The sequence below is a fragment of the Sphingobium sp. genome (genome assembly GCF_036170395.1).
Lineage (GTDB): Bacteria > Pseudomonadota > Alphaproteobacteria > Sphingomonadales > Sphingomonadaceae > Sphingobium.
Genome location: NZ_JAVHPD010000055.1, coordinates 1 through 14,768 on the forward strand (window position 1 = coordinate 1; position 14,768 = coordinate 14,768).

At 64.8% G+C, this 14,768-nt stretch carries 14 protein-coding genes; 9 read left to right on the forward strand and 5 right to left on the reverse strand.

Annotated features, from left to right (window positions below; genetic code table 11):
• Positions 1-9: 9 nt before the first annotated feature.
• Both V2B31_RS14070 and V2B31_RS14075 read right to left on the reverse strand, forming a co-directional pair.
• Entirely contained in the window at positions 10-2,223 is a 2,214-nt protein-coding gene (locus tag V2B31_RS14070; protein WP_328279560.1) for a strawberry notch-like NTP hydrolase domain-containing protein, read from the reverse strand.
• 76 nt (positions 2,224-2,299) lie between these two features.
• Positions 2,300-3,196: a DUF7146 domain-containing protein gene (locus V2B31_RS14075; protein ID WP_328279562.1), complete on the reverse strand. Its 897-nt coding sequence runs from the start codon at positions 3,194-3,196 to the stop codon at positions 2,300-2,302.
• Between the two features lie 127 nt (positions 3,197-3,323).
• On the opposite strand from V2B31_RS14075, the gene V2B31_RS14080 reads away from it, so the two are divergent.
• Together V2B31_RS14080 and V2B31_RS14085 are read left to right on the forward strand one after the other, a co-directional pair.
• Positions 3,324-3,983 carry a lytic transglycosylase domain-containing protein gene (locus tag V2B31_RS14080; RefSeq protein WP_443022094.1) on the forward strand — a complete coding sequence of 220 codons (660 nt, stop codon included), beginning with the start codon at positions 3,324-3,326 and terminating at the stop codon, positions 3,981-3,983.
• On the forward strand, positions 3,958-4,206 hold the full coding sequence (locus V2B31_RS14085; protein ID WP_328279564.1) for a DUF5818 domain-containing protein: 249 nt from the start codon (positions 3,958-3,960) through the stop codon (positions 4,204-4,206). Before V2B31_RS14080 ends, V2B31_RS14085 begins: the two co-directional genes overlap by 26 nt.
• 25 nt (positions 4,207-4,231) lie before the next feature.
• Here the strand turns inward: V2B31_RS14085 and V2B31_RS14090 are convergent, their stop codons facing one another.
• From V2B31_RS14090 to paaG, 3 genes are all read right to left on the reverse strand, one after another.
• Positions 4,232-5,560, reverse strand: a complete 1,329-nt coding sequence (locus tag V2B31_RS14090; RefSeq protein ID WP_328279566.1) for a tyrosine-type recombinase/integrase — start codon at positions 5,558-5,560, stop codon at positions 4,232-4,234.
• Between the two features lie 436 nt (positions 5,561-5,996).
• Entirely contained in the window at positions 5,997-8,024 is a 2,028-nt protein-coding gene (gene paaZ, locus V2B31_RS14095) for a phenylacetic acid degradation bifunctional protein PaaZ (protein WP_328279568.1), read from the reverse strand.
• Between the two features lie 34 nt (positions 8,025-8,058).
• Positions 8,059-8,850: a 2-(1,2-epoxy-1,2-dihydrophenyl)acetyl-CoA isomerase PaaG gene (paaG, locus tag V2B31_RS14100; protein WP_328279570.1), complete on the reverse strand. Its 792-nt coding sequence runs from the start codon at positions 8,848-8,850 to the stop codon at positions 8,059-8,061.
• Between the two features lie 89 nt (positions 8,851-8,939).
• Here paaG and V2B31_RS14105 point away from each other — a divergent pair, with 89 nt between their 5' ends.
• From V2B31_RS14105 to paaD, 7 genes are all read left to right on the forward strand, one after another.
• Entirely contained in the window at positions 8,940-10,400 is a 1,461-nt protein-coding gene (locus V2B31_RS14105) for a 3-hydroxyacyl-CoA dehydrogenase NAD-binding domain-containing protein (RefSeq protein ID WP_328279572.1), read from the forward strand.
• Positions 10,390-10,836: a hydroxyphenylacetyl-CoA thioesterase PaaI gene (gene paaI / locus V2B31_RS14110; RefSeq protein ID WP_328279574.1), complete on the forward strand. Its 447-nt coding sequence runs from the start codon at positions 10,390-10,392 to the stop codon at positions 10,834-10,836. The genes V2B31_RS14105 and paaI overlap by 11 nt, the downstream gene beginning before the upstream one ends.
• Complete coding sequence (gene pcaF / locus V2B31_RS14115; protein ID WP_328279576.1) at positions 10,833-12,035, forward strand: 3-oxoadipyl-CoA thiolase; 1,203 nt, start codon at positions 10,833-10,835, stop codon at positions 12,033-12,035. Before paaI ends, pcaF begins: the two co-directional genes overlap by 4 nt.
• 71 nt (positions 12,036-12,106) lie before the next feature.
• Positions 12,107-13,099: a 1,2-phenylacetyl-CoA epoxidase subunit PaaA gene (paaA, locus tag V2B31_RS14120; protein ID WP_328279578.1), complete on the forward strand. Its 993-nt coding sequence runs from the start codon at positions 12,107-12,109 to the stop codon at positions 13,097-13,099.
• A 35-nt stretch (positions 13,100-13,134) separates the two neighbouring features.
• Positions 13,135-13,419 carry a 1,2-phenylacetyl-CoA epoxidase subunit PaaB gene (gene paaB, locus V2B31_RS14125; RefSeq protein ID WP_328279580.1) on the forward strand — a complete coding sequence of 95 codons (285 nt, stop codon included), beginning with the start codon at positions 13,135-13,137 and terminating at the stop codon, positions 13,417-13,419.
• Positions 13,419-14,264 (forward strand): 1,2-phenylacetyl-CoA epoxidase subunit PaaC, encoded by an 846-nt coding sequence (gene paaC, locus V2B31_RS14130; protein ID WP_328279582.1) that lies wholly within the window; start codon positions 13,419-13,421, stop codon positions 14,262-14,264. Before paaB ends, paaC begins: the two co-directional genes overlap by 1 nt.
• Complete coding sequence (paaD, locus tag V2B31_RS14135) at positions 14,261-14,764, forward strand: 1,2-phenylacetyl-CoA epoxidase subunit PaaD (RefSeq protein ID WP_328279584.1); 504 nt, start codon at positions 14,261-14,263, stop codon at positions 14,762-14,764. Before paaC ends, paaD begins: the two co-directional genes overlap by 4 nt.
• The last annotated feature ends 4 nt before the right edge of the window (positions 14,765-14,768 follow it).

Consider the following 14,768-nt stretch of genomic DNA (forward strand, 5'->3'; position numbering starts at 1 on the left):
AACCCGCGACTACGCCGCGTTCCTTCGCATTACCGCTTCCTCGCGATAAGCGATCTTATGCTTAGCTGCGCATAAGATCGCCCAGGCTTCGGCATAGGCGTCGTAGACCGCGATCTGGTCGACGGAGAGGCAATGTTCGAGTATCTCGTATTCGACCCCAGCGAACGACAGCGCTCGCGCGGTGTAGAGCCCTAGCGATTTGAGATCGCGGGCGACCAGTTCCATTGCGGCAATGCCGCCATCGCGAATGTCGGCGACGAAGGCCTCGCGGTTGGCGAAGGCGGTTTCCGGTCCCCAGAGGCCAAGCCGGGTCGCATAGGCGAGATTGTTGACGTCTGACGCCCCGGTTGCCGAGGCATAGAGCACGCGGGCGCGCGGCAGCAGGTTCTGAAGCCGCACTCCGGCAACGCCTTGCTCCGATCCCTTGACCTTACCGCGTGAGCCTTCGCCGCCCGCAGCGTTGGCCATGGCGTGGGCTTCGTCGAAGACGATCACCCCGTCGAAGTCGTCACCCGCCCATTCGAGGATCTGCTCGAGCCGGGTCGCATCGCTGCGGCCTGAGCGAAGGGTCGGATAGGTGACGAAGAGGATGCCCTCGCGCATCCCGACCGGGACCCCGAGCTTCCATTGCCCGAGCGGCTGGACGTCGATCGGCAGGCCCCCAAGTGCGCTCCAGTCGCGGCGCGCGTCTTCGAGCAGCGCTTCGTTCTTTGAAATCCAGATATGGCGGCGCTCGCCCCTCACCCAGCGATCGAGGATGACCGAGGCAACCTGCCGGCCTTTGCCTGCACCGGTCCCGTCGCCAAGGAAGTAGCCCATCCGGTAGGTCTGGCCCTCGGCGCTCGCCTTCAGCACGCAGCCCTTGTCGTCGGGCTCGAACTTTCCCGAGAGATCGCGGGAATGGGCGTTCGCGGCATAGATCAGGGTCTCGGTCTGCGCGGCGGAGAGAACGCCTTTGGCGATAAGATCGGAAGGCAGCTGCGGCACCGCTTCGGGCACCGGCGCGGTGATCGATCCCATCGCGACCGATTCCACCAGTGGCGTCGGATGTTCGACTGCGCCCGTAATCGCGATGCGGCTCGGCCGGTAGGGCAGATAATGCCCGACCTGCTCGGCGATCGGCGCGGGCGCATCGAGTGGTTGGTAAGCCAGCGGCTGGATCGACGGCGCGGCCGCGATGGGCCGAACCGCGAGCGGGACCGGTTTGCTCGGCCGTGCGACGAGCCGCAGCGGGAGCGCCGGTCTTTGGGCGATGATCGGCTCAGCGACCTGCCCCGTGCGATCGGGCAAAAGGTCGACCAGGAAGCAGAGCTCGGCAAAGTTCACGGGCTTGGCGATGGCCGGACTATCGCCGCCATCGACCTTGTCGAGCACCAAGAGCCGGGTGGTGATCGAGGTTCCCTGCTTGATGAAACCGCGCTCAATCGCGGCGTTGAGCCGCAGCGCCACCGGGCCGGTGATCCCAGCAAGGAAGCGCGGCAGGTCGAACCATTCGGGCATCACCGCGACGAGGCGACCACCGGGGAGCAGCCGCTTCCAGGCCGAACGCAGGTGCCGCGCACCGGTGCGTCCATCGTGGCCGCGCCCAATCCCGTGGGAATAGGGAGGGTTCATCAACACCACGCCCGGCGCGATATTAGGCGAGAGCAGCTCGTCGATCAGCTCGCCATCGTATCCCGTCACCGTGGCTTCGGGGAACAGTGCTCCAAGGCATTCACGACGGAGCGGTGAGATCTCGTTGAGCGCGAGGCGCGCGCCTGCCTTAGCCGCCCAAATGCCCAGCATCCCAGTCCCGGCCGAGGGTTCGAGCACGAGTTCGCCCGCAAAGATCGCGCAGGCCCGGGCGGCGAGCCAGGCGATGCGGGGCGGCGTTGCGAACTGCTGCCATTCGATCTGCTCGTCGCTGCGAGTGGTCTGGGTCGGCACCAGCGCTTCCAAGCGAGAAAAGGTCCGATCGGCCAATTCAGGCGACACAGTGGTGACGAGCTCGGACTCGTCAGCCAAGAATAGCACCTGGGCCAATTCGAGCGCGGCATGGGCATCTCGTACCGACCAGCGGCCTTCGGCATCGCTGCCGCCGAAATGCTCGCGCATCGTGGCGTTCAGGACGGTGCGGGAGATTGCCTGATCGGCACTGATCCGGGCCACAAGCGACCTTGCCGCGGCCAGCACCTGCGGTTCGGAGCGGATGGGAAAGGCGAGAGCGGGAGAAGCATGGGACATTGGAAACCTCCTGACGAGGCCCAAGTCCGTCTGGGGGCCTCAAAAGGCCCCAAGCCCACTCTCCTCTCTGCTTGGCTCAAGCCGCCGCGCGAATCCGGCGCATCAGCACGTCGTTCCAGTCGTCGCCGGGTCGCTCGGGCCGCCGGGTGACGATCCGGCGCCCCTCGCAGGCATAGGCTTCACGCGCGCGCTCCTCGGCGAGGAGTCCACCGGCGTCGTTGTCAACGAAGAGATGCAGCTCGCGCACCGATTCCGGGATCGTGACCAGGCCGAACCGCTCGTTGCCCAGCGTCGCCCAGCAGGGAATGTCGAACATCTGCATCGCCGAAAGCGCGGATTCGTTGCCTTCGGCGAGCCCAAGTCGGCCACCACGCGGGTACGCGAGACGCACGGCGCCCGATCCCGGACTGCCGAGTGAGCGCTTGGGCTGCTCAAATGCGGCGAGGCGGTCACTGTCGGGATCGAGGAACGTCCGGTTCAGTGCCAGGATACCGGCGTCGTTGCGCACCGCTGCCACCAACGCCGGCAAGAACCGCACCGCGCCCTTCGGCCCCAGCGGCATGCGCGGATGAAAGCGCAGATCGGAAGATGAGATCGTAATGCCTCTTGCCGAGAGGTAACGGGCGGCCGGGCTGCCTGCGAGGAGCGAGGCCTCGCGCCACAGCCTCAGCGCGTTGCGGTCAGCGATTTCGGGACGCGGTTTGGAATTTACCGGGCCGTCCGTCCCGTCGAACAGGTCCGAGATCCGCACCCCATGCTTGGCCATGCTCTGCATGACTGCCTCGTTGGTGCAGCCGGCGAAGCAATGGACCAGGATCGCGCGCTTGCCGAGTGTGATGCTGAGCGAGGGAGTACGATCAGCGTGGGCCGGGCAACAACACATACCGCGCGAACGCGACCAGGTCCCGCTCAGCGCCTCGACAATCTTACGAGCGCGGGCTTCGAGCGTTTCGCGACCTTGAACATGGGACATGGGGCATCTCCATCATGACATGCCTCCACCCGCGCAGCCTCCGCTCTGCGCTGCTGCCAATGCGTTTTCCTACATGCTATGTTCTATATATGTTCCCACTCGATTCGGCCATAGAAGGAATCGAGATATGAGACTGAGTTGGGCAACGATCACAGCGGCGGTGGCGGGATTGGCGTTCATCGTCCCGGCTCAGGCGCAGGAGGAAATGGCTGCTGAAGCTGCTGCTGCACCTGAGACGCGACCCGACGGCTTCCGCGTCGCCGAGGGGGCGAACGGTTTCCAGCTGGTCGAGCATGGGATCTGGCGCCAGCCACTAGCCGCTTCGGCCGGAGCTCCGGGCCTCGAAGCGGGCCGGACCTACCTTCCCTATCGTTATGCAAAGCCCGAAGCTGGCGAGCCCTCAGGCTTTCGACGAGCAAGCTACCTTCCCTATGTTTATGCTGCCGAGGCTCAATATGCGCTGCCGAGTGGTCTTCTCGACGCCCTGGTATGGACGGAATCCCGATATAATCCTTTGGCGATCAGCAAAGCTGGTGCTGCTGGCTTGGGCCAGTTGATGCCGGGGACCGCCCGTGACCTTGGAGTTTCAAATCGCTTCGATCCAATGGCCAACATCTTCGGCGCGGCGCGGTATCTCCGCCAGATGCTCGACAAGTTCAGGGTAGTGCATCTGGCCCTCGCTGCCTACAATGCAGGCCCTGGCGCCGTTGAACGAGCTGGCGGCATTCCACGCAATGGCGAGACACCGGCCTACGTGCGCGATGTGCTGCGTCATTGGCGCTTCTAAGCAGGGGGTAATTGTGAGTTCCGGTCGAATACGCGTGTCAGGAACGCTCAGTCGCGGCAGGCGCGGAATGATACTGACCACAAACGATGATGGGGTCTGGATCATCGATAGCGAGGAGCCAGTAGACGGTTTGGTAGGTACGGATGTCATCGTCGACGGGACGGTAGTCGGACTTGATAGGCTCAAGGCCGACTGGATCGGCGTTTCCAGCACTGGCACTTGATCAACTTCTGATAAGTGAAGTCCGATTAAGCGGCGAGTGGAATAATCGCCTGCGCCGCAAGGGTGTCCAAACCGTCGGCTATGTATCTCGCATAGTGACGTTCGATCATCGCGATGCTCGTGTCATGGATCGCGGCCACCAAGCGTGTCGGAAGGTTCGCACGGATACCCCTGACGATGGACGAATGCCGAAGCGCATACGGAATCACATCGGGTAGACCGGCCTTTGCGCGGATATCACCCCATGGTCGAACGATCTCGCTCGGTGTCTGCCACGGCGCTCTGGACGACCTTTCCCATCGAATAGTGCCCGGCTGTTGCGTGTAACGCCAGCGCTCGAACAGGGGTGCGCCTTTGCCCCGGCCGAGCACGATCGGCGTCAAAACATCGAGAACGTCGCGGCCAACCGGCACGGAGATAAGGCTCACCTTACCTCCTCGCCCTTTCCGGCTGGGTGGCATCATTAGACGACCGGCAACCGTCTGCACGTCCATGACTCTCAGGCGTGTGACCTGTGAAAAGCGAGCGCCTGTCGCTGCCATGACCAGAACGAGGCGGTATAGGTCACCTTCCCAGCCTTGTTCTCGATCGACTTCGAGCGTTGCAGCTATCAAGCTGGCGACCTGGTCGTCTGAAAGGATCTGGTTCTCGCGCGCTACGGCAACATCGTCATCATCGTCATGTTCATGTCCGACCGCACGCAATCCCCGTTTGATCGTGCTCAAGAGCCCCGGCGGTAGGCGTGAGAAGTAACGCTCCGCGCAGCTGTTAAGGGCCGCTTTGAGGTCGTTGACCAGTCGCTGGATCCCCGCCGGTTTGAAGCCGGATGGCAAGTTCGATCGCCACGACCGGAGATCGTCTTCAGTCAGCTTGTGAAGCGGAATCTCAGCCAATTCGGCCGCATCCACCCCCGCCCGCTTGCCGCGGGCCGGGCGCCCGATAACGAACTTCTCCAGTCGACGCGATGCATCCGATCGAATGTCTCGACCAGTCCGACGCTTCTCGCGCGCATCGCGTGCCTCAATGTAGGTCTCAACAGCAGAGCGAACGGTGAGAGGAGGCCCATCAGCCGCAGCCTTAGCCTCGGTCCGGGCTTCCTCGACATGCGCAAGAGCTGCTCTGACTGCCGATCGATAATCCAGCGTGCCGATATCGATCGCGTCGTCGGCAGTTCCGATCGAAGACTGACGATATCCCTGACCGTTCCGCCAGCGAACGAGCCAGACACCACCACGCTTGCCTTTTCGGTAGCCTACATGAATGTCGGCATCGAGGCTGCGCCAATGGAGCCCAATGTCCAAGCGGCGGCGCGCTTCGCGGGTGGTCAATGGTGCATCGTTGATCGTTCGCGACATGGTGGATTCCGCAAAACCGTCAAATATACGTCAAATAAGCCTGTGCGTGGCCTAGAGGATAAATGCGGACGCCACCAAATGCAAGTGAATGATAAATATGGATGTTTTCGGAAGCACGCGGACGGATAGAGAGTCAAAAAAGTCCGTTTTTGTCACTCTCTCACGGCTGAAACACGGGTTCGATTCCCGTAGGGGTCACCAGCATTTCGGCGGTCGCCCGAGCTTCGGTTAAGGAGGGAACTTCCTACCTTCCGCACGCGCCTTAGCCAGTCGCTTCTGGCGGGCGATGGATGCGTTGCGCCACGCAGCCGCACACTATTCTTGCTTGCTGCGGCTCCATCCAAAAGAACGCACCGTGCGCAGGCCCGCAGCCACACCCCCGTGACCTGTGTAACCGATGGTAAATGGGAACTGGGCTCCGCGCCCAGCTCCTGCCTCAAGCCGCATTCATGGTGAGCAGCTCATAGGTCGCGACCAGTTCGGCGTCCTGGTTGATGACCGCGACCGACCAGCGGACCTCGCCCTGCTCGGGCGAACGCTGGGTCTTGGTCTTGACGGTCAGCACCACTTCAATCGTATCGCCGGGCTTCACCGGCTTGATGAAGCGAAGCCCCTCGAGGCCGTAATTGGCGAGAACCGGCCCTTCGGCGGGATCGACGAACAGGCCGGCGGCGAAGGACAGGATCAGATAGCCGTGCGCCACGCGCCCACCGAAGATCGGGCTGCGGGCGGCGGCTTCCTCGTCCATATGGGCGTAGAAGGTGTCGCCCGTGAACTCGGCGAAATGCTCGATATCCTCAAGCGTGACGACCCGTGGCTTGGTGCGGAGGGTATAGCCGATCGGCAGCTCGCTTAGGGTCATGCGGAACGGGTGCGTCTCGCCTTCGGGCTGCGGCGCGCCCGGGAGCCATTGTCCGACGATGGCGGACACTGTGCGCGGGTTCCCCTGCAACGCCGAGCGCTGCATATAATGTTTGACGCCGCGCACCCCGCCCATTTCCTCGCCGCCGCCGGCACGACCGGGGCCGCCGTGGATGAGCATGGGCAGCGGCGAACCATGTCCGGTCGACTCCTTCGCGCTGTCGCGGTCGATCATGACGATGCGGCCGTGATAGGCGCCCGCCCCCAGCACGAACTGGCGCGCGATCTGCGGATCATAGGTGAAGAAGGAGACGACGAGACTGCCCTTCCCCCGATTGGCCAGCGCCACGGCGTCATCAAGATCCTTGTACGGCATCAGCGTCGACACCGGCCCGAATGCCTCGACATCATGCACCAGATCGGAAGCCCATGGATCGTCCGCGCGGAACAGCAACGGCGAGATGAAAGCGCCCTCCCCGTCCCTGGCGCCGGTCAGCGCGACGGTATCGATATCGCCGAAGGCGAGCGTCGCTTCCTTCTGAAGCTCACGCGCCCGCGCCCGGACATCGTCCAGCTGGCGCAGGCTCGCCAGCGCCCCCATCGTCACGCCTTCGACCTGCGGATCGCCGACGACGACCTTCGACAGCCTGTCCTTGAGCGCTGCCTCGGCGGCGTCGAGAACGGAAGCGGGCACAAAGGCGCGGCGGATCGCGGTGCATTTCTGCCCCGCCTTCACCGTCATTTCGCGCACGACCTCCTTGATGAAGAGATCGAACTCGGGCGTGCCGGGCACCGCATCGGGCGCCAGGATCGAGGCGTTGAGCGAATCCCGCTCGGCCACGAAGCGCACGCTTTCGCGCGCGATGACCGGATGCGACTGGAGCTTCTGCGACGTATGGGCCGATCCGGTGAAGGAGACGACGTCCTGGCAGGTGAGATGGTCGAACAGATCGCCCGTCGCGCCCATAATCAGCTGGAGCGCGCCGGCGGGCAGAACGCCGGCCTCGATCATGATCCGAAACGCCGCCTCCGCGACATGCCCGGTCGACGAGGCCGGCTTCACGATCGCCGGCACGCCGGCGAGGAGCGTCGGCCCCAGTTTTTCCAGCATACCCCAGACGGGGAAGTTGAACGCATTGATATGAACCGCCGCGCCTTGGAGCGAGGTATAGACATGCTGCCCGACGAATGTCCCGCGCTTGCCGATCGGCTCCATCGCGCCGTCGATCAGTACAACATCGTCGGGCAGTTCCCGCCGGCCCTTGGACGAGGTGGTGAAGAGCGTGCCCGCGCCGCCCTCGATATCGATCCAGCTGTCCATCCGCGTCGCACCGGTCGACCAGGACAGGGCGTAAAGCTCTTCCTTCCGGTCCATGATCGCGGTGGCGAGCGCCTTGATCGTCCGGGCGCGTTCGTGAAAGGTCATGGCCCGCAGCGCAGGGCCGCCCACGGTACGCGCATGGTCGAGCATCGCCTTGAAATCGATCCCGCCGCTGCCGGTGCGCGCCACCACCTCGCCGGTCACCGCCGATCGGACATCGTCCAGCTTGCCCTCCCCTTCGACCCAGGTGTCGGCCGCATAGTTGAGTAGGGTGATGGTCATCGTCTTACCTCTTGAACATTCGGATGGGCGGGCCTCAGCGGCCGGTGAAGTGGGGTTTGCGCTTGGCCATGAAGGCGGCGACCCCTTCCTGATAGTCGTGGCTGAAGCCAAGCTCGCGCATCGCATCGCGCTCCAGCTCCAGTTCGCGATCGAGCGTCTGCAGGGACGACTGGCGGATCAGCGCCTTGGTGGCGGCAAGGCCGCGCGTGGGGCCAGCCGCGAACCGCGCGGCCAACGCATCGACCTCGCCTGCCAGCGCATCGTCATCGACGCACTTCCAGATCATGCCCCAGCTTTCGGCCGTCTCGGCGGAGAGAGGCTCGCCGGTCAGGGCAAGGCCGAGCGCCCGCGCCTGGCCGACCAGCCGGGGCAGAACCCAGGTGCCGCCGGAATCGGGGATCAGCCCGATATTGGCGAAGGATTGGATAAACTTGGCCTGCCGCGCGGCGATCACGATGTCGCAGGCCAGCGCGATATTGGCCCCCGCTCCCGCAGCGACCCCGTTGACCGCGCCGATCACCGGCTTCGGCAGCGCAGTGATGCGTCGGATGAGCGGCGCGTAGTAACGCTCTACCGAGCTGCCGAGATCGACGGCGTCCCCGCCCGGCGCAACCGCACGGTCGGACAGATCCTGACCGGCGCAAAAGCCCCTGCCCGCGCCGGTGAGCACGACCACCCGGACCGCGTCGTCCGCCTCGATTCGGTCCAGCGCCGCTGCTACGTCCATGTGCATCTGCACGGTGAAGCTGTTGAGCCGGTCGGGCCGGTTCAGGGTCAGCCGGGCGATGCCGGCGTCCACATCCAGCAATATCGTCTCGAACGCCATGGCACTCCCCACTCGAACTTTCTCAATAAATAGACTGCCCAGTCAGACAATTATTGGCAAGCGTCTTTTTCGTCGTTAGGCATGGGACCATGGAGATTCGCCGCAACGCCCTCATCGCCATAGTCGGCGCCGGCACGATGGGCGCCGGGATTGCCCAGGTCGCCGCAGCCGCCGGTCACTCTGTGGTCATCCTCGACACGAGCGCCGATGCCCTGGCGCGAGGGCAGGAGACCGTCGCCAAATCTCTGGCGGGAGCGGTCAAACGAGGGAAAATCGACGCGGCGGAGGCCAGCGCGATCGAAGCCCGGATGCAATGGACCACGGACCGGACGGCGGCTGCGCCGGCGGCGCTCGTGATTGAAGCGATTATCGAGCGGCTCGATGCCAAGGTCGCGCTGTTCCGGGAACTCGAATCGATCGTGGCAGCCGACACCATCCTGGCAAGCAACACCTCGTCCCTCAGTATCGGCGCGATCGCGGCCACCCTCGACCGGCCGGAGCGGTTCATCGGCCTGCACTATTTCAATCCCGTGCCGGCCATGCCGCTCGTCGAGACGATTTCGGCGAGCACATCTTCCGCCACCGTGGCGGAGGCGGCGACCAGCTTGATGCGGGCCTGGGGCAAGACGCCGGTCGCGGTCCGCGACGTCCCCGGCTTCATCGTCAACCGGGTGGCGCGGCCCTATTATGCGGAAGGCTTCGCCGCGCTCGGCGACGACGTCCCTCCCAGGACCATCGACACGGCGCTCACCGAAGCGGGCGGGTTCCGCATGGGACCGCTGGAACTCGCCGACATGATCGGCCATGACGTCAACTATGCCGTCGCCTGCTCGGTCTATGAGGCCTATGATCGGCAGACGCGGTTCCGGCCGCAGGAGAGCCAGCGCGCCTTGTTCGACGCCGGGCATCTCGGACGCAAATCCGGGCGCGGCGTCTATGACTATGGATCGCCGCTGCCGCCGCCCCCTCATCTGGAGGCCTATGCTCCGCCGGCATGGATCGCTGCGTCGAAGCCCGGCCTGATCGCCCCGCTGGTCGATGCAGCCCGTTCCGCGAACATCCCGGTCAGGCAGGATGCGGCGCTCCCGCGCGAGACGCTGTCGGTCGATGGCGTCATCCTTGCGCTGGGCGACGGGCGACGGCTTGCGCATCGGCCGGGCGTCGATGGCCTCCTCGATTTCACCCGCGATTTCGACACCGCAAAGACGTTGGCGATCACCGCCGCCAACGCCGGCGCTGCCGCTCCCGTCGCCGGTTTCCTCCAGGCGATCGGCCGGAACGTGCTCGCGCTTCCCGATCGACCCGGCCAACTCGTCCTTAGAACCTTGGCGCAGCTCGCCAATGCGGCGGCCGATGCCGTCATCGACGATGTAGCGTCCGCGCAAGGCATCGACGATGCGCTGCGGTTCGGCGCGAACCATCCCGAAGGGCCGCTCGCCTGGGCGCGGCGCGTCGGCCTTGGCCGCGTGGGCGCGATTCTCGACAATCTTGCGGCGGACAGTGGGGACGACAGCTATCGTCCGTCGTCCTTCTTCGCCCATGATGACTGACGCCGACACGCGCGCGCGCGCCGTGGCCGAGCGGCTGATCGCCGCGGAAGGCACTGCGCCTGTATGGGATGTGCGGCTGGACGAGGCTCGCGAGGGTTATGCGCGGATCAGCATGACGATACGCGCCGACATGCTGAACGGCCACCGCACCGCGCACGGCGGGATGATCTTCGCGCTCGCGGATTCAGCCTTCGCCTATGCCTGCAACAGCCGTAACGACGTCACCGTCGCCCAGCAGGCGTCGATCCTTTTCCTGGCGCCCGCGCGAGAGGGCGATGTCCTCGTCGCGGAGGCGCAAGAGCAGGCGCTGGTCGGACGCGCCGGGGCCTATCATGTCAGCGTCCGCAATCAACAGGGTGTGGCGATCGCCGAATTTCAGGGGCTGTCCCGCACGACCGGCGGGGTCGTCATTCCCATTGAGGAGAGTAAGTCATGAGCGAAGCCTTCATCTGCGATGCTGTCCGGACGCCGATCGGCCGCTACGGCGGGGCGCTCGCGGCGGTGCGCGCCGACGATCTCGCCGCGGTGCCGCTCCGGGCGCTGCGCGAACGCAATCCCGGCCTCGACTGGTCCGCGCTCGACGACATCATTCTCGGCAATGCCAACCAGGCCGGCGAGGATAATCGCAACGTCGCGCGCATGGCGGCCCTCCTCGCGGGGATAGGGACCGACGCGCCCGGCACCACCATCAACCGGCTTTGCGGCTCCGGCATGGACGCCGTCATTTATGCCGCGCGCGCCATCAAAGCGGGCGAAGCCGACTTGATCGTCGCTGGCGGCGCCGAAAGCATGTCGCGCGCGCCGTTCGTGATGCCCAAGGCCGAAACGGCGTTCTCGCGGAGCGCGGCCATCTATGACACCACCATCGGCTGGCGCTTCGTGAACAAGAAGCTGAAGGACGCATTCGGGATCGATTCGATGCCGGAAACCGCCGAAAATGTCGCGGACGATTTCGGCATCAGCCGGGCCGACCAGGACAGGTTCGCCGCGGAGAGCCAGCGCCGCGCCGCCGCCGCGCAATCCTCGGGCCGCCTCGCGGCCGAAATCGTGCCGCTGTCGATCCCCCAGAAGAAAGGCGATCCGGTCCTGATCGACAAGGATGAGCATCCGCGCGAAACCAGCGTAGAGGCGCTCGCCAAGCTGAACCCGATCGTCCGCGCGAACGGCACGATCACAGCCGGCAACGCATCCGGCGTCAATGACGGCGCCGCCGCGATCATCGTCGCGAGCGAAGCGGCCGTGAAGCGCCATGGACTGACGCCGCGCGCGCGTGTCCTCGGCGGCGCAGTCGCGGGCGTTCCGCCCCGCATCATGGGCATCGGCCCCGCGCCCGCGTCGGAAAGGCTGATGCAGCGGCTTTCGCTCGGCGTGACCGACTTCGACGTCGTCGAGCTTAACGAGGCGTTCGCCTCGCAAGGCCTCGCCGTCCTTCGCCGCCTTGGCCTGGCCGACGATGCCGAGCATGTGAACCCCAATGGCGGCGCGATTGCGCTGGGGCATCCGCTTGGCATGTCCGGGGCGCGGCTTGTCCTCACCGCAACGGAGGAACTGCATCGGCGTTCGGCCCGGCGTGCCCTCTGCACCATGTGCATCGGGGTCGGACAAGGCATCGCCGTGGCAATCGAACGCATCTGACAGAAATTAATTGACCGCCCGGTCGGTCTTTTATATGCCTTCCATAGTGAGTCTTAGATTGGAGCGCGCGCATGTACACGACCGAGCTTGGCAAGGCCGATCCGTCGGCACCGGTGTCCATCATTCAGGAAGACCCTGCCCTTCTCGAGGCATTTGAGGTGCGTGTGGCGGCGGACGAGTTCATCGAGCCCAAGGACTGGATGCCGGAAGCCTATCGCAAGACGCTGGTGCGCCAGATTTCGCAACATGCGCATAGCGAGTTTGTCGGCATGTTGCCGGAGGGCAATTGGCTGACACGCGCGCCGTCGCTCCGCCGCAAGGCGGTTCTGCTCGCCAAGGTGCAGGATGAAGGCGGCCATGGCTTGTATCTATACTGCGCCGCCGAGACACTTGGCACGAGCCGCGAGGAAATGGTCGAGGCGCTGCATTCCGGCAAGGCAAAGTATAGCACGATCTTCAACTATCCGACCCTGACCTGGGCGGACATCGGAGCGATCGGCTGGCTCGTGGACGGCGCGGCGATCATGAACCAGGTGCCGCTCCAGCGCACATCCTATGGCCCCTATGCCCGCGCCATGGTGCGCGTCTGCAAGGAAGAGAGCTTCCACCAACGGCAGGGCTATGAGATCATGATGGCCATGGCCAATGGCACGGCCGAGCAAAAGGCGATGGCGCAGGACGCGCTCAATCGCTGGTGGTGGCCTTCGCTCATGATGTTCGGCCCGCCCGACGCCAACTCGCCCAATTCGGCGCAGAGCTTCCGCTGGCGGATCAAGCGCGACAGCAATGACGATCTGCGCCAGAAGTTCGTCGATATCACGGTGCCGCAGGCTGAATATCTGGGGCTCACGGTGCCCGATCCCGCCCTCGCATGGAATGAGGCGAAAGGCGGCTATGATTTCGGCGAGGTCGATTGGGAGGAATTCTACGCAGTGGTCCGGGGCGAAGGCCCCACCGCCAAGGAGCGTATGAAGGCGCGCCGCGACGCCTGGAACCAGGGCGCCTGGGTTCGCGAGGCGGCGGATGCCTATGAGGCCAAGCGTCAGGCGCGCGCCGCAGCCTGACGTTCGCCAATTTTCGAGAGCAAGGAAACAAGTCGATGAGCCATGATTGGCCCCTATGGGAGGTGTTCATCCGCTCGCGCGGCGGCCTGGGCCACAAGCATGTGGGCTCGGTGCATGCCCCGGACAGCGAACTCGCAGTGCGCCATGCGCGCGACGTCTACACGCGCCGGCTGGAAGGGGTCAGCATCTGGGTCGTTCGCTCGAGCGATATCGTAGCGTCCGATCCTGAACAAGCTGGCCCGATGTTCGAGCCGGCCGAAAGCAAGGTCTATCGCCACCCGACCTTCTACGACATCCCCGACATTGTGAAGCATATCTGATGTCGCCTTCGCTCCCCATCATCCAGCCCGAGGACGAGGCCAAGGCCGATCGCGTCCAAGGCGGCAGCTATCATGCGCCCGAAGCCGTCGAGTGGCACCCTGCCCTGTTCGACTATCTGCTGCGCCTTGGCGACGACAGTCTGATCCTGGGGCAAAGGCTGACCGAATGGTGCGGCCATGCGCCGGCACTGGAAATCGATCTCAGCCTCGCGAATATCGGTCTCGACCTGATCGGTCAGGCGACCTTCTTCCTCAATCTCGCCGGTGAGGTCGAGAATGCGGGCCGTGACGGTGACAAGCTGGCCTTTCATCGCGATGTGCTGGCCTTTCGCAATTGCCTGCTCGTCGAGCAGCCTAATGGCGATTTCGCGCAGACCATCGCGCGCCAATTCCTGTTCTCGACATGCCAGCTCGCGCTGTTCCAGGGTCTGGTCGGGTCGAACGAGCCGCGCATCGCGGAGATCGCTGCGAAGGCGGTCAAGGAAGTGCGTTATCATGCCGAACTGTCGGCCGAATGGGTGATCCGCCTGGGCGACGGGACGGACGAGAGCCGCCAGCGCATGATCGACGGGCTCGACTGGTTCTGGCGCTTTGTCGACGAGATGTTCGAAATGGACGAGCTGGAAGCGGATCTGGTCGCCGCCGGCATCGCTGTCGACCGGACCCAGTTGCGCTGCGGCTTCGATATCCGGGTGCAGCAGGTGCTGCGCGAAGCCACCCTGCCCCTGCCCGAATATCCCCGCGCGATCCGCGGTGGTCGCACCGGCCATCATAGCGAGCATCTCGGGCATCTTCTGGCGACCATGCAGTTCCTGCCGCGCACCTACCCGGACGCGGTCTGGTGAAGACTGTGGCCGCCGAGACGCTCGATACAGACCGGATCCACCGGATCATGGCGGTTCTGGACGAGGTGATGGACCCCGAGATTCCGGTCGTATCGGTCACGGATCTCGGCATAGTGCGAGGCCTGAGCGGCGATCCGGCGAGCGTCCTCGTCACGCCGACCTATACCGGCTGCCCGGCGACGCTGGCGATCGAAGCGTCCATCCGTTTGGCGCTCGACAGCGCGGGGTTCGGAGACATCGGCATCAGAACGGTCCTCTCCCCACCATGGTCGACCGGCTGGATCACCGACCGCGGGCGTGAGCGGCTGCGCGCCTACGGAATCGCACCGCCGCCCGACGACGCAGCGGCGCTCCGATCGGGCGGCGGCGGTCCGGTCGCATGTCCGCGTTGCGGATCGTTCGAGACCGTCGAGGTCAGTCGCTTCGGCTCCACGCCCTGCAAGGCGCTCTGGCGCTGCACCGACTGTCGCGAGCCGTTCGACCGTTTCAAATGCCATTGAGGAA